Origin of the sequence: Stutzerimonas urumqiensis (assembly GCF_003640395.1) — a bacterium.
GTDB lineage: Bacteria > Pseudomonadota > Gammaproteobacteria > Pseudomonadales > Pseudomonadaceae > Stutzerimonas > Stutzerimonas urumqiensis.
The window spans coordinates 94,199-112,583 of the sequence record NZ_RBZQ01000004.1 but is presented as its reverse complement, the minus strand read 5'-3'; the positions used below and the strand labels follow the sequence as shown (position 1 = coordinate 112,583).

The following is an 18,385-nucleotide window of genomic DNA, read 5'->3' as shown; positions in this document are numbered from 1 at the left end:
GAAGATTATTCACTGTGCAGCGTTGCATAAATCGACTCGGCGAGCTTCTTGCTGATTCCCGGCGCCTTGGCGATCTCGTCCAGGCTCGCCCTGCACAGTTCCTGAAGACCCCCAAAGTGCTTCAGCAGTTCGCGCCGACGCTTGGGGCCTACGCCCGGCACGTCTTCGAGGCTGGAGCTGCGACGCGCCTTGCCTCGACGCGCTCGGTGCCCGGTTATCGCGAAGCGGTGCGCCTCGTCCCGTATCTGCTGGATGAGGTGCAGCGCTGGCGACGTACCCGGCAAGGTGAACTCATGCTCGGCATCGTTCAGATAAAGCGTTTCCAGGCCAGGTTTGCGCGTCACCCCTTTGGCTACGCCCAACAGGACGAACGGCGGAACGTTCAACGCCTGCAGCACCTCGCGCGCCATGTTCAGCTGGCCCTTTCCGCCATCGACCAGCAGCACGTCGGGAAGCTTGCTCCCCTCCTCCGAGGCCTTGCGAAAACGCCGGGTCAGCGCCTGGTGCATCGCCGCGTAGTCATCCCCCGCCGTCACGCCTTCGATATTGAATCGGCGATAGTCCGACTTGAGTGGCCCCTCCGGACCGAACACGACACAGGACGCGACGGTCGCTTCCCCGCTGGAGTGACTGATGTCGAAACACTCCAGGCGCTTGGGCGGTTCATCGAGCCCGAGCGCATCGGCCAGGGCGAGATAACGCGCCGACAGGTGCTGCCGGTTGGCCAGCCTCGCAGCCATCGCCTGCTCGGCATTGGTGAGCGCCATCTGCTGCCAGCGAGCCCGGGTGCCACGCACTCGATGGGCGATGCCGATTTCACGCTGATGAACCGCAGCGAAAGCATCGACGAACACACCGATGTCTTCGTGTATCGCATTGACGATGATTTCGGTCGGAAAGTCGCGCTCCAAACTGCCGAGGTAATACTGCTCCGTGAAGGCCAGCAGGACGTCCGCCGCGCTTTCCTCGACGGCGACCTGCGGAAAAAAGTTCTTGCTTCCCAGCACGCGCCCACCACGCACCGTCACCAGATGGACACAGGCGCCGCCCGGGCTCGCTACCGCAGCCACCACGTCGATATCGCCGCTACCGCCTTCGATGTTCTGCTGGTCCTGAACCCGTCGGATGATACCGATCTGGTCCCGTATGCTCGCCGCAAGCTCGAAATCCAGTTCGCCAGCCGCCGCCTCCATGGCTTTCGATAGTTCTTCGGCCAGCGCATTGCTCCGGCCTTCCAGGAACATGATCGAATGACGAACGTCGACTGCATACTCGTCCGGTTCGACCAACTGCACGCAAGGCGCCTTGCATCGCTTGATCTGATACTGCAGGCACGGACGAGTACGGTTACGGTAATAGCTGTCCTCGCACTGGCGCACCTGAAACGCTTTCTGCAGGAGGGCCAGGCTCTCCCGGATGGCACCGGCACTCGGGTAGGGACCGAAATAACGTCCAGCCGCCTTCTTGGCGCCCCGGTGAATGCTCAACCGCGGAAAGTCGCCATCCGATAGATGAACGTATGGATACGACTTGTCGTCGCGAAGAAGGATGTTATAGGGCGGCCGCCATTGCTTGATCAGGCTCTGCTCGAGCAGCAGCGCCTCGGTTTCATTACCCGTGATGGTGGTTTCGATCTGGGCGATACGTGCAACCAGCGCCCTGGTCTTGGTCACCAGGCCAGTTTGTCGAAAATAGCTACTCAGCCGCTTCTTGAGATTCTTCGCTTTGCCCACGTAAAGCAATTTGCCGTCGCCATCGAGCATACGGTAAACGCCTGGACGACCGCTGCATGCGGCAAGAAACTCAGCCGGGTCGAAACTGGCCATCTAGTTGACGTTGTCCACCATGCCATGCCGCACTGCCAACAATGCGAGTTCGACGTCGCTGGTTATGGAGAGCTTCTCGAAGATCCGGTAGCGATAGGTATTGACCGTTTTCGGCGACAGGCAAAGTTTGTCGGAAATGGCTTGGACCTTGTGGCAGTTGGCGATCATCAACGCGATCTGAATTTCCCGCTCGGATAGCAGATCGAATGGCGAGCCATTCACCTGCGGCTGGAAGGATTTCAAAGCCAGCTGCTGGGCTATCTGCGGACTGATGTAGCGCTGCCCGGCGAAGACGAGGCGTATCGCCTGGACCATTTCTCCCAGCGCGGCACCTTTCGTCAGGTACCCGGCCGCACCGGCCTGCAGAAGTCGAGTGGGGAACGGATCTTCCTCACAAACCGTCACCGCAATAACCTTGAGATCGGGATGACTGCGAAGAAGCTTGCGTGTCGCCTCCAGCCCACCGATGCCTGGCATCTTGACGTCCATCAACACAACGTCTGGCTTCAACTCGCGGGTACGCTTGATCGCTTCCTCACCGGAATCAGCCTGCCCGATGACCTGAACCCCGTCGATGTCAGCAAGCATCCTGACGATGCCAGCACGAACCAGATCGTGATCATCGACCACAAGCACCCTAATCAAGCCACACCTCATCTTGCGAACGAAGGGTCGAACGACAACCCCAGCGAAAGGCGCACTCTAGCAAAAAAGGGCGGCGTCCGGACACAGCCGGGGGCGGCGAGGCGATGCTGATTGATTTGCGCGGGGAAGCGAGATATGGCGGAGGCGGTGAGATTCGAACTCACGGAAGAGTTTCCCCTTCGGCGGTTTTCAAGACCGCTGCCTTAAACCACTCGGCCACACCTCCGCAGATGCGGGCGGCAATGGTACCCGATCGACACAGACTGTCAAACACTGCGGCTTGGACCGCACCGCGGCTCTGTTATGATCGAGCCAAACTGCGATATCTCGAGGAGACAGCCATGCGTGAACCAAACTATGCGTTAAGCCACACGCAAACCGAGCAGGGGGAAGTCAGCAAAGTTCTACGCAACACCTATGGGCTGTTGGGGATGACCCTGGCTTTCAGTGGGCTGGTGGCTTACCTGGCCATGACGGCCAATGCGCCTTACCCGAATATCTTCGTTGTTCTGGTCGGCTTTTATGGTTTGTTCTTCCTTACGGCCAAACTGCGCAACTCCGCATGGGGGCTGCTAAGCACGTTCGCACTCACCGGATTCATGGGTTATACCCTTGGCCCGGTGCTGAACATGTATCTTGGCCTCGCCAATGGTGCTGAGCTGGTTTCGTCCGCATTGGCGATGACTGCGCTGGTGTTCTTTGGTCTTTCCGCGTATGTGCTGATCAGTCGCAAGGACCTTAGTTTTCTTGGCGGCTTCATAACGGCCGGGTTCTTCGTTCTGCTTGGCGCCGTGCTGCTTTCGCTCTTCGTTCAGGTGCCGGGGCTGCAGCTCGCAATCAGCGCCGGCTTCGTGCTGTTTTCCTCGGTCTGCATTCTGTTCCAGACAAGTGCGATCATTCACGGTGGCGAAAGAAATTACATCATGGCCACCATCAGTTTGTATGTATCCATCTACAACCTGTTCCTGAGCCTGCTCCAATTGCTTGGCATCTTTGGCAGCGATGATTAATCACAGCTGAGATCAGGGCCCACCGAAATGGGCTGCCTTAAATCGACGGCCTGAAGAAGCGACAACCAGTGCCCGTATCGGTCGACGATGCGGGCATTTTCATATGTACCAAACCCCTTTCGTGCTCCTGACAGTATGTCTCCGCTCTCGCTGATCGAACGAACAGCAGACGGTACAAGCTCCATGCTCTCCAATACGAGCGGACGATTCGTTATGCAGCCGGAAACTTACCTCTCGTGCATGCAACAACGGCTCGACGCCAGCCCAGCGATAAGAATGGCTTTTGATCATTCAACTGGGCATGGATAGTTGGCAGTGGCCTTTCCGTCAGCAGCACGCAACCGATCAGCCATAGCTGACCTGCTATCGATTGCCTTTGAATCAGTAAAAACAAACGCCCCGACACGGGGCGTTTGTTTAGTGCTTTATTCACAGCATGCCCACAACTTTCTAGGGCTTGGGCCGCTATTTTGTACTCAAACGATGGTTATTCCACCTGCCGATCGATCTCCGCCGTCGCTCGCAGCATTTCACGGTAAGCAGCAAAGGCCTGCTGTCCGGCGCGCGACGAGAGAAAACGGCGATATTCCTGCCGATCGGATTCTGAAAGCTCAAGCTTCGGCTGGCTCACACCCGACAACGACACCACAGCGAAGCTGCCGTCACCCAACGCAAAGCCGTCGAATTCCGGCTGCCCGTCGTCTGGCTTCGGCATCTTGAATACCGCCTGAAGAATGGCCGGGTCAACGCCCTCTTGAACGCGTGACGCTGCTTCCACCTGCTGCCATTCGATATCGGTCGGCTTACCGGCTTCGAGCTGCTCGACCAGCTCCTGGCCGCGCGCCTTGGCTGCTTCAGCAGCTTGCTGGGCTTTCAAACGCGCTTCGATTTCACTGCGCACCACGGCTAATTCCTGCACTTGCGGTTGCAGATGCTCCTTGACCCTGACGACAGCAACACGGCCCGGGCTCAATTCGATGACGCCGCTGTTAGCGCCGCCCTGCAACACCTCCTCGGCGAACGCTGCCTGAACGATCTTGTTATTAGCGGCGATTCCCTCGCCGCCCTCACGACCGAAAGGCTTGGAAGTCTGGACAACAAGATTCATCGCTTCCGCTGGCTGCTGCAGGTCTGAAGCTTCGAATGCCAACCCTTCCAACTCGCGGCTAGCTTCGATGAAGAGCCGCTCCGCCTCGGCCGTCTTGAGCTCCTCGAGTAATCGAGGTTCAAGCTCCTCGAAGGTCTGCGCCTCGGCGCCTCTTACGCCAGTCAGCTTGATCAGGTGCCAGCCAAATTCGGTGCGAATCGGTTCGGAAACCTTCCCCTCTTCAAGCGCAAAAAGCGTCTGCTCGAACGTCTCGTCATAAACGCCTTTTCCCGCAAAGCCGAGGTCGCCGCCCTCGGCAGCCGAACCAGGATCGTCAGAGATCTCTTTTGCGAGCTGAGAGAAATCCTCCCCTGCCGCCAAACGTTGTTCAATCGCCTCCAACTGGGCTTTGGCCTCCTCGTCAGAAGTGTCATCGTTAACTTCGATCAGAATGTGAGAAGCCCGGCGCTGCTCGGAGAGACTGCCTAGGTATTCATCGTAAGCAGACTGTAGCGCCTCGGCTGGCACTTCCGCTTGCTCGACGAAGTTGGCTTTATCGAGTATCAGGTACTCAAGGACAACCTGCTCGGGCGTCTTGAAAAGCTCTTTGTTTTCTTCGTAATACGCAGCCACAGCATCATCGGTAACCGAAACATCCGTTTTGGCCGGAACGATGTGATAAGCGAAGTCTCTCGTCTGGCGCTCAAGTCCGGCGAACGCATCGATCTGGTTATCGGTAACGAAGGCAGTGCCCGCCACCCCCGCGCGCAGTTGACCAATCAACATTTCCCCTTGCAGCAATTGCCGGAATTCCAAACGGGAATAGCCCATTTGCTGCAGAACTTGATCGAAACGCGCCACATCGAACTTTCCATTCACCTGAAACTCAGGCGTCTGCACGATCAATTGATCCAACGCCTGATCGGAAAAGGCAAAATCCATGTCCTGCGTGGCTTGCAGCAGGAGCATGCGTTCGATGAGTGAATTGAGCGCAGATTCACGCAGCAATTGGTCGTTCAGTAAGGCCGGATCGAAGTCCCCGCCTAATTGCTGCAACAATTGTCGCCGCTGGAGATTGACCGCCTGCTCAAGCTGAGTCGTGGCAATATCTTCTCCATTTACCGTTGCAACCGAGTCACGGTTTGCCGCCGCATTGAAGATGGCATCAAATCCAGTCAATGCCAGAAGAACGATGATGACGCCAATGATCGTCTTCGCAATCCAACCTTGCGAATTATCCCTTATGTTCTGAAGCATGCATCCCCCGAATATTTGCAGTCGGGCTACCCTCAAGGGGCCAATAAAACAAAGGCGCATCCATAAGATGCGCCTTTGTTAATAGCAGAAATCAGCCGTGTGCCAGTCAGCCAACCAGTGCGGCCCGCAAATAACGAAACACCGGCTTGCCACTACCCCACTGAAGCCAAAATCAGTTCACGGCATCCTTCAATGCTTTGCCGGCTTTGAAGCCAGGGATCTTGGCCGCATCGATGCTGATCGGCTTACCGGTCTGAGGGTTGCGTCCGGTGCGCGCGGCGCGTTCCTTCACTGCAAAAGTACCGAAGCCTACCAGCACCACGGAATCACCGGCCTTGAGTGCATCCGTTACGGAGTCGATCACCGCATCGAGTGCGCGGCCCGCGACAGCTTTCGGGATATCAGCAGATGCAGCGATAGCATCGATCAGTTCCGATTTGTTCACTCGTAGTCCCCTTTATTCCTGTTGAGTCATAACTTTAATTTTGGGTATTAAGCAAAGCGGTGCAGGAGTGGCAATGACACAAAGGGCCGTTTTATAGCAACGGCCCCAAAAAGGTGTCAAGGAAGCCTCTCCGCTAATGCGTGCTGATTCGCTCCTTGGAATCAGACTCACGCGAGTCATCCTTTGCGGTCATGCTGGGAGCCGCGTCTGGCAAGGGCTCCGGGGCGTATTGCAGCGCAATTTGCAGGACCTCGTCAATCCACTTCACAGGCCGAATCTCCAGATCCTGCTTGATGTTCTCGGGGATTTCTCGCAAATCGCGGCGATTCTCTTCGGGAATAATGACAGTCTTGATGCCGCCTCGGTGGGCCGCCAGCAATTTTTCCTTGAGGCCGCCGATCGCGAGCACCTGGCCTCTCAGAGTGATTTCGCCAGTCATTGCTACGTCTGCGCGCACCGGAATTTGCGTCATGGCCGACACCAGTGCCGTACACATCCCTATGCCCGCACTGGGGCCGTCTTTCGGAGTGGCGCCTTCGGGAACGTGAATATGGATGTCCTGCTTTTCATGGAAGTCAGGCGCTATGCCTAGGCTGGCGGCGCGGCTACGCACGACGGTCAGCGCCGCTGTAATGGACTCACCCATGACGTCGCCAAGCGACCCCGTCTTGATCAGGCGACCTTTCCCAGGCACCGAGGCCGATTCGATCGTCAGCAGTTCCCCACCGACCTGCGTCCATGCCAGCCCAGAAACCTGTCCGATCTGATCCTGCTGCTCCGCCAAACCGTAGCGGAATTTCCGAACACCGAGGTAGTGCTCGAGCAGATCCGGCGTGACCGTTACGCTGATTCGCTTGCTGCCGGCATGTTCTTTCACGACTTTACGGCAGACCTTCGCAATCTGGCGTTCCAGACTGCGGACACCTGCCTCGCGTGTATAAAACCGGATGATGTCGCGCAAGGTAGCTTCTTCGAACGTGACCTCACCTGCCTTGAGACCATTGGCCTCGGTCTGCTTGGGGGCGAGATAGCGCGTCGCGATGTTGACCTTCTCATCCTCCGTGTAGCCTGGAAGACGAATGATCTCCATACGATCCAGCAAGGGCGCTGGAATGTTCATGGAGTTGGCTGTGCAGAGGAACATCACATCAGAGAGGTCGTAATCGACCTCGAGATAGTGATCGTTGAAGTTGTGGTTCTGCTCCGGATCGAGCACTTCCAACAGCGCAGACGCAGGATCGCCACGCATGTCGCTGCCCATCTTGTCGATCTCATCCAGCAGGAACAGCGGGTTCCTCACGCCGGCCTTGGTCATCTTCTGAATGAGCCTGCCTGGCATGGAGCCGATGTAGGTACGTCTATGCCCCCGAATTTCGGCTTCATCACGTACCCCACCGAGAGCCATGCGCACGAACTTGCGGTTCGTGGCACGTGCGATCGACTCGGCCAGCGATGTCTTTCCGACCCCGGGTGGCCCAACCAGGCAAAGGACGGGGCCCTTGAGCTTCTTGACGCGTTTCTGGACAGCCAAGTATTCGAGAATGCGGTCCTTGACCTCTTCGAGGCCGTAATGGTCCGCGTCCAGTACTTCTTCCGCCTTGGTCAGGTCGAGGCGCACCTTGGTGGCTTGCTTCCACGGCACATTCACCAACCAATCGATGTAAGAACGAACCACAGTCGCTTCAGCCGACATCGGTGACATCTGCTTGAGCTTATTCAGTTCGGCTTGCGCCTTGGCCTGTGCATCTTTGCTGAGTCCAGCGTTATCGATGCGGCGCTTGAGATCGTCGATCTCGTTATGCCCTTCTTCGATGTCACCGAGTTCTTTCTGAATAGCTTTCATCTGCTCGTTCAGGTAGTACTCGCGCTGGCTGCGCTCCATCTGTTTCTTGACCCGACCCCGGATGCGCTTCTCGACCTGAAGCAGGTCGATCTCCGCATCGAGCAACGCCAGCACATGCTCGACACGCTCGGAGAGCTCCGTGATTTCAAGAATTTCCTGCTTCTGCTCGATCTTCAGCGCCATGTGCGCCGCCATGGTATCGACCAAGCGACCAGGTTCATCGATGCTCGTCAGTGACGACAGCACCTCGGCCGGAACCTTCTTTCCGAGCTGGACGTACTGCTCGAACTGACTGAGCAGACTTCTGACAAAAACCTCAGCCTCCCTGTCGGCCGATTCGGGCTCATCAATGACCGCTACCTTTACCGAAACATGGGTCTGCGCAGTCAGAAAACGCTGGATGCGCCCGCGCTGCTCACCTTCGACGAGCACCTTCACAGTGCCATCCGGCAGCTTCAAGAGCTGAAGGACGGTGGCAATCGTACCGACGTCATAAAGCGCTTCGCTGTCCGGATCGTCGTCAGCAGGATTGCGCTGCGCGACCAGCAGAATCTGCTTGTCGCCGGTCATGGCAGCCTCAAGCGCTGCAATCGACTTATCACGCCCTACGAACAGCGGGATCACCATGTGCGGGTAGACCACGACATCACGCAAGGGCAAAAGGGGCAGTTCTACAGTCATCGTCATATCAATATCGCTCTGCAGCGGCCTGTGGCCGTATTACGAGGGGCTTCGCTCGTGACGCCAAGCCCCAGCGAACAATGCGAAAAGGAAGCAAGAAAGTGAAAAGGGGCCACGCGGCCCCTTATATCGCTACGCCTCCGGCGCTACTTTCGCCGGCGGTTCCGCACTTTCATAGATAAGCAAAGGCTTCGAAGCGCCCTCTATCACGCTTTCGTCAATCACCACCTTGCTAACGTCGGTCTGGGAGGGAATGTCATACATCGTATCGAGCAGAACACCTTCCAGAATCGAACGCAGACCACGGGCACCGGTTTTACGCTCCAGCGCTCGCCGCGCCACAGCCTTGAGTGCATCCGGCCTGAATTCGAGGTCAACGCCTTCCAGTTCGAACAGCTTTCCGTACTGCTTGGTCAGAGCATTCTTCGGCTCGGTCAAAATCTGGATCAGTGCCGGCTCGTCGAGTTCATCGAGGGTCGCGATCACAGGCAGTCGGCCAACGAACTCTGGAATAAGTCCGAACTTGACCAAATCATCCGGCTCCACGGCTCGCAGGGATTCTCCGACCTTCTTGCCCGGATCCTTGCTTCTCACCTCGGCGTTGAAGCCAATACCGCCTTGGGCCGCACGATTCTGAATGACCTTCTCCAGGCCCGCGAAGGCTCCACCGCAGATGAACAGGATGTTTCTCGTATCGACCTGGAGAAACTCCTGCTGAGGATGCTTGCGACCGCCCTGCGGCGGCACAGAAGCAACCGTGCCTTCGATCAATTTGAGAAGGGCCTGCTGAACCCCTTCTCCCGAAACGTCCCGGGTAATGGAGGGGTTGTCCGACTTACGCGAAATCTTGTCGATCTCGTCGATGTAGACGATGCCCATCTGGGCCTTTTCTACGTCGTAATCGCACTTCTGCAGCAATTTCTGAATGATGTTCTCGACATCTTCACCTACATAACCTGCCTCGGTGAGCGTCGTGGCGTCAGCGATCGTGAACGGCACGTTGAGCAGGCGGGCCAAGGTTTCGGCGAGCAAGGTCTTGCCGGAACCGGTCGGACCGATCAGCAGAATGTTGCTCTTGCCGAGTTCGACGTCGTCCTTTTTGTCACGCTGGTTCAAACGCTTGTAATGGTTGTAGACGGCAACCGCGAGTATCTTTTTCGCGCGCTCCTGGCCAATTACATATTGGTCAAGGATGCCGCTGATCTCCCGTGGAGCAGGCAGTTTGTGCGCATTGCTTTCAGCCTGAGCTTCCTGGACTTCCTCACGGATGATGTCATTACACAGGTCGACGCACTCGTCGCAGATGAAAACCGAGGGTCCAGCAATCAATTTGCGCACTTCATGCTGGCTCTTGCCGCAGAAGGAGCAATAAAGCAGCTTGCCGGAGTCCTCGCCGTTGCGGGTATCAGTCATTCACTCAATCCAATCGGGAAGGCTTGCAAAACAAGATGAAGGCAATCGTGGGCTTTTTCAAGCCCACGGGTCGGGGAGAAAAGGCAGGCGGGCGGGTTAAACGGCTAGCTGGCGACGAGTGAGCACCTGGTCGATCAAGCCATACTTCACGGCTTCTTCACCACTCATGAAATTGTCGCGATCGGTGTCCCGAGCGATGACGTCCATCGGCTGCCCCGTATGCTCAGCCAGTACCTTGTTCAGACGCTCGCGGATGGTCAGGATCTCGCGCGCATGAATTTCGATGTCGGACGCCTGCCCCTGGAAGCCGCCGAGTGGCTGGTGGATCATCATCCGCGAGTGCGGCAAGCAGTAACGCTTGCCTGCCGCACCGCCAGCCAGCAGCAACGCACCCATGCTGCACGCCTGGCCTACGCAGATCGTCGATACGTCAGGCTTGATGAACTGCATCGTGTCGTAGATCGACATGCCCGCCGTCACCGAACCGCCTGGCGAATTGATGTACAGGTGAATGTCCTTTTCCGGATTTTCCGCTTCGAGGAACAGCAGTTGAGCCACGATCAGGTTGGCCATGTAGTCCTCGACCTGGCCGACCATGAAGATCACACGCTCTTTCAGCAACCGAGAGTAGATGTCGTACGCACGCTCTCCGCGCGCAGACTGCTCGATTACCATCGGGACCAGTCCACCGGCGGCCTGGATCTCAGGTGCTTGCATCATATTGCTGACCATGTTCCTAACGCTCTCCTAGTCATGCCTAAAAACATAAGCCAGCATGTCGCTGGCTTATGTCTGTATTCCCGCGCTCGGTACGAGCTTAGCCGGCCTGCGCCGCTTCGGCAGGCTTGACGGCCTCCTCGTACGAAACGGCCTTGTCGCTCACCTTGGCGTGCTGCAGCACGGTATCGACAACCTGTTCTTCGAGCACGACAGAACGAACTTCGTTCAGCTGATCGTCATTCTTGTAATACCAAGCGACAACCTGCTCCGGCTCCTGATAGGCCGACGCCATTTCTTCGATCATCGAGCGGACGCGCGCGTCATCAGGCTTCAATTCGTACTGCTTGACCACTTCGGCCACGATCAGGCCGAGTACCACACGGCGACGTGCCTGTTCCTGGAACAACTCGGCCGGCAGCTGGTCGGGCTTGATGTTGCCGCCGAACTGCTGGACGGCCTGCGCACGCAAGCGATTGACTTCGTTGCTGATCAGCGCCTGCGGAACCTCGATGGGGTTGCTGGAGACCAGTCCATCCATCACCTGGTTTTTCACTTTCGCCTTGATAGCCTGGCGAAGCTCACGCTCCATGTTCTTCTTTACCTCGGCGCGGAAGCCCTCCAGGCCGCCTTCCTGAACGCCGAACTGCGCAAAGAACTCGTCGTTGAGCTCGGGCAGGACCGGTGCGCTGACGGTATTGACGGTCACCGTGAACTCAGCGGTTTTGCCAGCGAGGTCGAGGTTCTGATAATCCTCGGGAAAGGTCGGATTGATCACGCGCTCTTCACCGGCCTTGGCACCCACCAATGCGTCTTCGAAGCCAGGAATCATGCGGCCCGAGCCAAGTACCAGCTGCGTTCCCTTGGCGCTGCCGCCCGCGAATGCTTCGCCGTCGATCTTGCCGACGAAGTCGATGTTGAGCTGATCGCCGTTCTCGGCTGCCCTGTCCGCCGCTTCGAACCGGGTGTTCTGCTTGCGCAGGATATCGAGCATATTGTCGACATCGCTTTCGGCCACATCGGCCTGGAGGCGCTCGATTTCGAGGCCCTCGAAGCCGGCGACCTTGAATTCGGGGAACACTTCAAACGTGGCTACGTACTCGAGGTCCTTGCCTTTTTCGAACACTTTTGGCTCGACCGACGGAGCACCGGCCGGGTTGAGCTTCTCCGCCACGACCGCTTCATAGAAGGTTGCCTGGATGAGATCGCCCAGCGCCTCCTGGCGGGCAGCCGCTTCGTAGCGCTGGCGGATGACGCTCATCGGAACCTTGCCCGGACGGAAGCCAGGGATCTTGGCTCGACTGGCAGTCTGCTGCAGACGCTTGTTGACTTCGGTCTCGATACGCTCGGCAGGCACGCCGATAGTCATGCGACGCTCGAGAGCGGAGGTGCTTTCTACAGAAACTTGCATGTATTTTCCTCGTTGCACAGACGTAAGCCGGCGAATCCCGCCGCAAAGTGGGCATGCATTCTAGTGGCTCGACCGAGATAAGTCACCTTCACGCAACCGCCTGCTCATAGGCAGGGAAATCGGCCTTTGAAACAGGCGATGCCGGACAGCCAGCGCTTGTCGAGTGAAGTCTCGCCCCCAACGTTCATGCGGTGGTCGCTGTTCGCAAACAGCGTTGGCCTATCCATTAGCCACAGGTGCATAGACTGTGGTGTCCATAATGCGTGTATTGGGGCCCTTCAACCTTCGATCGCCACGGAGCCAGCCTTCCACTTGCGCGGCGATTGCCCGGATTGCGCCTTGAATGCACGGGACAGGGCGGCTTCGCTGCCATAGCCAACTTCGGTTGCGATCACCTTCAACGGGCGGCCACGCAACAGGGCCTTCTGTGCCAGTCGCACGCGCCAACCTTGCAGGTACTGCCCCGGGGTGGTGCCGACCGTCTCGCGAAAAGTCGTGGCGAATACGCTGCGCGACAGGCCGGCTACGGTCGCCAGCTCGCTCAACGTCCAGTCCTGTGCCGGCTTCTCATGCATTGCCACCAGCGCGTTGCGTAGCCGCGGATGCGCCAGCCCGGACAGCAAGCCGCCCCGCATGTCGCCGCTTTCCATCAAATGTCGCAGCAACTGGATCATCACCACCTCCAACAGGCGCTCGACCAACGCGACGCGGCCGCAACGCTGTTCGAACGCCTCCTCAAACAGCAACGCCAGCACCGGCTCGGCACCGGCAAGGCGCTGCAGCGGCAGGCAGACAGCGTCCGGCAGCGCCGATGCGATGGGATTGCCTGCGCCGCCCGCAAACGTCAGGTGGGCGCAGACCATGTCCGCTCCGCGCTGCGGGTCGGTAACGAAGCGATGGGTCAACGGGCGCGGGAACAGCAGCAGGCTCGGTCGCTCGACCTGGAGCACGGTTCTTCCGTACTGCACCTCGACGGCGCCACTGCGCACCAGATGCAGTTGGCCATGTGCGCCATCGCTTTGCAGCGTATTGATGCCGCATAGCGCACCGGCATTAAACACTCGCGCACTGACAGGGAAATGAGCCATCAGTGCTTCAAGCCGATCGACCATTAAAAACTCCTGATCAATTTTTCAGGACTTTATATCACCATTCGTATCGATCATGCGGACACACTTCATCTCACCGGGCAATACCGACCGGCCATCAACCCGAGAGGAACTACCGCCATGAACGCTACCCTTCGCACCCTTGCCGCCAGCATGCTCGCGATCACGCTGCAGGCCGGCGCCACCGCCAATGCCGCGCAGCCTGCCACGCCCGCACAGATTGCAGACCGCGCCACCGTGGACGGCAACTACATCGTCACCGCCGACGGTGTGCGGCTGTATTACAAGGATTGGGGCCCAAAGGACGGCACGGTCGTCACCTTCAGCCATGGCTGGCCGCTAAACTCGGATAGCTGGGAATCGCAGATGATCTTCCTGGCCGATCAAGGCTACCGGGTGGTCGCACACGATCGCCGTGGCCATGGGCGTTCCAGCCAGCCGTGGGATGGCAATGACATGGACCACTACGCCGACGACCTGGCGGCGGTGATCGAAGCGCTCGACCTGGAAGACGTCACCACGGTCGGCTTCTCCACCGGTGGCGGCGAAGTGGCTCGCTACATCGGCCGCCACGGTACAGCAAAGGTCAAGAAGGCCGTGCTGGTAAGCGCCGTGCCGCCGATGATGCTGCAGACGGCCGACAACCCGGACGGCGTGCCGCTGAAAGTCTTCGACGGCCTCCGCGAGGCCTCGCTGGAAGACCGCTCGCAGCTGTACCGCGACATTGCATCCGGCCCGTTCTATGGCTTCAACCGTCCGGGCGCCAAGGTTTCGCAGGGGCTGATCGACAGCTGGTGGGCACAGGGCATGCAGGCCGGCCACAAGAACACCTATGACTCCATCGCGGCGTTCTCGGCCACCGACTTCCGTGAGGACCTGAAGAAATTCAACGTGCCCACGTTGGTGATCCACGGTGACGACGACCAGATCGTGCCACTCGATATCTCCGGCAAGGCGTCTGCCGCACAGATCAAAGGGGCTGAGCTGATCGTCTATCCGGGCGCCCCGCATGGCCTGACCGACACGCACAAGGATCGCTTCAACCAGGACTTGCTCGACTTCCTCAAGAAATGACGTCTGCTTCACCCCGCCGGCCATGGGCTTCCCATGGCCGGCCTCCTTCATTCAGTGGCCACCCCGCCTCGCATACCACACGACATTCCTCCCATGGATTGATTTCGATACAACCTGGCGGCTGACAAAGGCTCTGGAGCGAGGGCCGTCGTGATAGCGTTCAGTCCTTGCGTAAACCGCAACGGCTTACCCCTTGCTGGGGCCGAACCAAACTTTCCGCCATGAACGTGTCGCTGCGGCGTGCCTGGCTTGCCTCACCGCTGGAGTAGCTATGAATCGATCAAACGTTGCCATCCTGGCGCTAGCCACGCTGCTCAGCTTGACCCTGGCCGGTTGCGAGGTCGCCGAGGAGTCCGCACAGCAATTCACCGAGAAAGCCGAACAGGCCGTGCAGGAGCTGGCGCACGAGGCGGCGAGCGATACCCTTGATGCGCTCAACGAGCAGATCGATAAAGTGCAGAAGTCGACGACCGAGCTGTTGGGTCGACCGGAGGGCGAGACGGAGCAGGACAAGCCCGAGGCGCCGTCGGCATTGCCCCACGAAGGCATTGAGGCGTGAGTCTGCGCGACATACGCATCACGAAAGGGACATCGAGTCCATTGCAGATCGAAACGCTTCGAAGGGTTCAAGAGCCGGCGCGGCGGGCGCTTGGTGCCAGCCTGGCTGCTGGCGCCGCGCAATCGATCCAGCATGTCACCGCAGCCCGGCCGCTCTGTTGCTGCGCCACCAAGCCTTAGGCAACGAGCCTCTTCCAGCCACTGAATATAACGAACACCTTGCCGGCGCCTGACCTTGTTGCCGCCACGTACGGCCTCGCCAACGTGATCCGCACACCATCGTGGGAAAGCCCGGCACGCGCGGGCCTGATTTACGGCGAGCTTGTCGCTTCGGCGGCAGCCGTGACGGAGTTTCCGCTACCCCCGCCTTCTTCACCCTGCGCCCTTCCCCGCTCTGTCTGTACCTTCTAGCTAGCCACTCTGCTGTCGCCGCGACTCGAAGTCCGGCAAGGCTTGCCGCCATCAGCGAGCGCGCCATTCTCTCGATCGGACAAAACATAGAGGCAGCAAAAGCGGCGCAACCGGTCGGGCTGAGATCACACGAAACCAGTACACATCTCGCGCTCAGGAGCCGCTCGGATATCGCTATCAAGGAAACTCCGCCGCTGGGCCCATTGCCAAACGCAAGCCGCTGTCCTTGTTCGAGACAGGGCAATCGGCCCCACAGGCAGCGCCACCCAAGGATTTCCGATGAAACACACGAAACTCATCCACCATGGCGCGCGCGAAGGCGTCACGGGCTCCTGCCATCAACTCTGGATGGACGACACCTCGAGCCTGCTGATCGACTGCGGCCTGTTTCAGGGCACCGATGAGGGTCAGAACGACGAGTTGGCCCTGGATTTCCCCATCGAAGGCATCAAGGCTCTGATCGTCACGCACGTTCACATTGACCACGTAGGGCGAATTCCCAACCTGCTGGCCGCGGGCTTCGATGGGCCTATCCTGTGCAGCGAGCCCTCTGCCCGCCTGCTGCCGATCGTGCTCGAAGATGCGTTCCGCTTGTCGATCAGCCGCGACCAGGAGCAGTTGGAGCACTACCTCAAGGTCGTCGAGCAGCGCGTCATCGCGCTGCCTTACGACCATTGGTTCACCCTGCATGAAACCGTTACGGGGCAATGTCAGGTGCGCCTGCAGCCGGCCGGTCACGTGCTGGGGTCGGCTTACGTAGAACTGGAGCTGAGCTTCCATGAGACGAGCCATGAGCGGATCGTGTTCAGCGGCGACCTCGGGGCGCCCCATTCGCCCATCCTGCCCGATCTCGTACCTCCGGAACACGCGGACCTGCTGGTCCTGGAGAGCACCTACGGCGACCGCCGCCATGAAGACCGCGCGCATCGACGCGAGCGCCTGCAGGCGGCCATCGAGCGTGCACTGGCCGATCAGGGCACGGTGCTGATCCCGTCCTTCAGCATCGGCCGGACGCAGGAGCTGCTGTACGAGCTGGAAGAAATCCTCTTCGAGCAAAGCCAGTCGAGCGATGCGCAGGCCTCGGCAGAAGACAGGGGCAAGCCGGCCAAGGAAGAGTCGCCCGACATCGATTGGCCACAGATTCCCATCATTCTCGACTCACCGCTCGCCAGCCGATTCACCGCTACCTACAAGGAGCTGCAGGTCTTTTGGGACGACGATGCGCGGCACCGCCTGGAGGACGGGCGCAAGCCGCTGTCCTTCAAGCAGCTCATCACCGTGGACAGCCATGACGAGCACATGCGCATCGTCGCGCACCTTGCCGCAACGGCTCGCCCCGCGATCGTGATCGCCGGCAATGGCATGTGTTCCGGCGGGCGCATCGTCAACTACCTAAAGGCCATGTTGGGCGACCCGCGACACCATGTCGTGTTCGTCGGCTATCAAGGCAACGGCACGCCGGGGCGAGATATCCAGACGCACGGACCGGACGGCGGATTCGTCGATCTGGAGGGAGAGCGTATCGATATCCGTGCCAGCATCGACAGCGTTGGCGGCTACTCGGCACATGCGGACCAGGCCGATCTGGTCGGTTTCGTGACGCGCATGAAGCAATGGCCGAGCGAGATTCGCCTGATTCATGGCGAAGACCAGGCCAAGCAGCGCCTGGCCGAGGTGCTACGAGCGCGTTATCGCGAAGCGGGAAAGCAAGGACAGGTGACGATCCCTTAAGGCATGACACGGGGTATCGGCTTGCTGGCGCGCTGAATTGCCTTCTACAGTGATTATTCCTCTCTGTTCAGAAGCCTGCCCGATGCTCACCGATGCCCTCGCCCGCTTCCCGCGCCTCGAGCTGATTGACGGCGCCACGCCCCTGGAACATCTACCACGCCTCTCGCGTCACCTGGGTCGGGATATCTGGATCAAGCGCGACGACCTCACTCCGCTGGCCCTCGGTGGCAACAAGGCGCGCAAGCTCGAATACCTCGGCGCCGATGCGCAGGCTCTGGGCGCGGACGTGCTGGTCACTGCCGGCGCGATCCAGTCCAACCATGTACGTCAGACGGCGGCTCTGGCGGCCAGGCTCGGGCTGGGCTGCCTGGCGCTGCTGGAGAATCCGCTGGGGACGGCCGAAGGCAACTACCTCGGCAACGGCAACCGCCTGCTGCTCGACCTGTTCGGCTGCGAGATCGAAGCGGTCGCCAACCTGGACGATGCCGACGCCCTGCTGCAGACCGTCGCCGAGCGCCTGCGCGGCGCTGGGCGCAACCCTTACGTGGTGCCCATCGGCGGCTCCAATGCGCTCGGCGCCCTGGGTTACGTGCGCGCCGGCCTGGAGCTGGCCGAGCAGATGCATCGTACCGGCGAGGAGTTTGCCGCCGTGGTCCTCGCGTCTGGCAGCGCCGGGACCCACAGCGGCCTGGCCCTGGCGCTGGAATATGCTCGGCCGGGCAGCCGGGTGGTCGGCGTCACCGTGTCGCGGCTTCAGGCGACACAGCGGCCGAAGGTCGAAGGCCTGCTGCGAGGCACCGCCGAGCGGCTCGGCGTCGAGGTGCCGACGGGCCTCAGGGTCGAGCTGTGGGACCAGTATTTCGCCCCGCGCTATGGCGAGCCGAATGCCGACACCCTGGCGGCAATCCGCCTGCTTGCCGAGCAGGAAGGCGTGCTGCTCGACCCGGTGTACACCGGCAAGGCCTTCGCCGGCCTGCTCGATGGCATCGCCCACGGCGCCTTTCCCGGCCGGGGTCCGCTGCTGTTCCTGCATACCGGCGGTGCCCCGGCGCTCTTCGCCTATCATCCATGGGCGCTGTAAGCGCAGAGTTTTTATTCCTGAACGCTTGGTTACGATAACTTCTGATTGTTTTATCGAATAACAAGCTGCCTTTAGAGTTATATGAC

General features: G+C 59.4%; 14 protein-coding genes and 1 tRNA gene. 5 read left to right on the top strand and 10 right to left on the bottom strand.

Annotated features, from left to right (window positions below; genetic code table 11):
• Positions 1-5: 5 nt before the first annotated feature.
• The 3 genes from uvrC to D7325_RS08905 all read right to left on the bottom strand — a co-directional run bounded on the left by uvrC (position 6) and on the right by D7325_RS08905 (position 2,697).
• Complete coding sequence (gene uvrC, locus D7325_RS08915) at positions 6-1,826, bottom strand: excinuclease ABC subunit UvrC (protein ID WP_120995211.1); 1,821 nt, start codon at positions 1,824-1,826, stop codon at positions 6-8.
• Positions 1,827-2,471: a response regulator transcription factor GacA gene (gene gacA / locus D7325_RS08910; protein ID WP_120995210.1), complete on the bottom strand. Its 645-nt coding sequence runs from the start codon at positions 2,469-2,471 to the stop codon at positions 1,827-1,829.
• 136 nt (positions 2,472-2,607) lie between these two features.
• A tRNA-Ser gene (locus D7325_RS08905) sits at positions 2,608-2,697 on the bottom strand.
• A 115-nt stretch (positions 2,698-2,812) separates the two neighbouring features.
• Here D7325_RS08905 and D7325_RS08900 point away from each other — a divergent pair.
• On the top strand, positions 2,813-3,481 hold the full coding sequence (locus D7325_RS08900; RefSeq protein ID WP_120995209.1) for a Bax inhibitor-1/YccA family protein: 669 nt from the start codon (positions 2,813-2,815) through the stop codon (positions 3,479-3,481).
• A 487-nt stretch (positions 3,482-3,968) separates the two neighbouring features.
• Here D7325_RS08900 and D7325_RS08895 read toward each other — a convergent pair whose 3' ends face one another.
• From D7325_RS08895 to D7325_RS08865, 7 genes are all read right to left on the bottom strand, one after another.
• Positions 3,969-5,825, bottom strand: coding sequence for a SurA N-terminal domain-containing protein (locus tag D7325_RS08895; protein WP_120995208.1), 1,857 nt, complete (start codon positions 5,823-5,825; stop codon positions 3,969-3,971).
• Between the two features lie 172 nt (positions 5,826-5,997).
• Positions 5,998-6,270, bottom strand: a complete 273-nt coding sequence (gene hupB / locus D7325_RS08890; protein ID WP_120995207.1) for a nucleoid-associated protein HU-beta — start codon at positions 6,268-6,270, stop codon at positions 5,998-6,000.
• A 133-nt stretch (positions 6,271-6,403) separates the two neighbouring features.
• The gene (gene lon / locus D7325_RS08885; RefSeq protein WP_120995206.1) at positions 6,404-8,800 is read right to left on the bottom strand and encodes an endopeptidase La; all 2,397 of its coding nucleotides are present in this window, start codon (positions 8,798-8,800) and stop codon (positions 6,404-6,406) included.
• Positions 8,801-8,926: 126 nt separating this feature from the next.
• Complete coding sequence (gene clpX, locus D7325_RS08880) at positions 8,927-10,207, bottom strand: ATP-dependent Clp protease ATP-binding subunit ClpX (RefSeq protein ID WP_120995205.1); 1,281 nt, start codon at positions 10,205-10,207, stop codon at positions 8,927-8,929.
• Positions 10,208-10,303: 96 nt separating this feature from the next.
• Entirely contained in the window at positions 10,304-10,924 is a 621-nt protein-coding gene (clpP, locus tag D7325_RS08875; protein ID WP_120995560.1) for an ATP-dependent Clp endopeptidase proteolytic subunit ClpP, read from the bottom strand.
• Positions 10,925-11,024: 100 nt separating this feature from the next.
• Positions 11,025-12,335, bottom strand: a complete 1,311-nt coding sequence (tig, locus tag D7325_RS08870; protein ID WP_120995204.1) for a trigger factor — start codon at positions 12,333-12,335, stop codon at positions 11,025-11,027.
• 278 nt (positions 12,336-12,613) lie between these two features.
• A complete protein-coding gene (locus D7325_RS08865) occupies positions 12,614-13,447 on the bottom strand; it encodes an AraC family transcriptional regulator (protein ID WP_120995203.1) in 834 nt (277 codons plus the stop codon).
• Positions 13,448-13,564: 117 nt separating this feature from the next.
• Between D7325_RS08865 and D7325_RS08860 the strand changes: the two genes are divergently transcribed.
• From D7325_RS08860 to D7325_RS08845, 4 genes are all read left to right on the top strand, one after another.
• Positions 13,565-14,518 carry an alpha/beta fold hydrolase gene (locus D7325_RS08860; RefSeq protein ID WP_120995202.1) on the top strand — a complete coding sequence of 318 codons (954 nt, stop codon included), beginning with the start codon at positions 13,565-13,567 and terminating at the stop codon, positions 14,516-14,518.
• Between the two features lie 271 nt (positions 14,519-14,789).
• Positions 14,790-15,077 carry a hypothetical protein gene (locus D7325_RS08855; RefSeq protein WP_120995201.1) on the top strand — a complete coding sequence of 96 codons (288 nt, stop codon included), beginning with the start codon at positions 14,790-14,792 and terminating at the stop codon, positions 15,075-15,077.
• A gap of 689 nt (positions 15,078-15,766) precedes the next feature.
• Positions 15,767-17,218, top strand: a complete 1,452-nt coding sequence (locus tag D7325_RS08850) for an MBL fold metallo-hydrolase (RefSeq protein ID WP_120995200.1) — start codon at positions 15,767-15,769, stop codon at positions 17,216-17,218.
• Between the two features lie 82 nt (positions 17,219-17,300).
• Positions 17,301-18,299, top strand: coding sequence for a D-cysteine desulfhydrase (locus tag D7325_RS08845; protein ID WP_120995199.1), 999 nt, complete (start codon positions 17,301-17,303; stop codon positions 18,297-18,299).
• Positions 18,300-18,385: the final 86 nt, after the last annotated feature.

What these genes read in the sequence shown, in the direction of transcription:
- uvrC (WP_120995211.1), bottom strand. Translation starts at nt 1,826, where the DNA reads ATGGCCAGTTTCGACCCGGCTGAGTTTCTTGCCGCATGCAGCGGTCGT.
- D7325_RS08900 (WP_120995209.1), top strand. Translation starts at nt 2,813, where the DNA reads ATGCGTGAACCAAACTATGCGTTAAGCCACACGCAAACCGAGCAGGGG.
- D7325_RS08895 (WP_120995208.1), bottom strand. Translation starts at nt 5,825, where the DNA reads ATGCTTCAGAACATAAGGGATAATTCGCAAGGTTGGATTGCGAAGACG.
- lon (WP_120995206.1), bottom strand. Translation starts at nt 8,800, where the DNA reads ATGACGATGACTGTAGAACTGCCCCTTTTGCCCTTGCGTGATGTCGTG.
- clpX (WP_120995205.1), bottom strand. Translation starts at nt 10,207, where the DNA reads ATGACTGATACCCGCAACGGCGAGGACTCCGGCAAGCTGCTTTATTGC.
- clpP (WP_120995560.1), bottom strand. Translation starts at nt 10,924, where the DNA reads ATGCAAGCACCTGAGATCCAGGCCGCCGGTGGACTGGTCCCGATGGTA.
- tig (WP_120995204.1), bottom strand. Translation starts at nt 12,335, where the DNA reads ATGCAAGTTTCTGTAGAAAGCACCTCCGCTCTCGAGCGTCGCATGACT.
- D7325_RS08865 (WP_120995203.1), bottom strand. Translation starts at nt 13,447, where the DNA reads ATGGTCGATCGGCTTGAAGCACTGATGGCTCATTTCCCTGTCAGTGCG.
- D7325_RS08860 (WP_120995202.1), top strand. Translation starts at nt 13,565, where the DNA reads ATGAACGCTACCCTTCGCACCCTTGCCGCCAGCATGCTCGCGATCACG.
- D7325_RS08855 (WP_120995201.1), top strand. Translation starts at nt 14,790, where the DNA reads ATGAATCGATCAAACGTTGCCATCCTGGCGCTAGCCACGCTGCTCAGC.
- D7325_RS08850 (WP_120995200.1), top strand. Translation starts at nt 15,767, where the DNA reads ATGAAACACACGAAACTCATCCACCATGGCGCGCGCGAAGGCGTCACG.
- D7325_RS08845 (WP_120995199.1), top strand. Translation starts at nt 17,301, where the DNA reads ATGCTCACCGATGCCCTCGCCCGCTTCCCGCGCCTCGAGCTGATTGAC.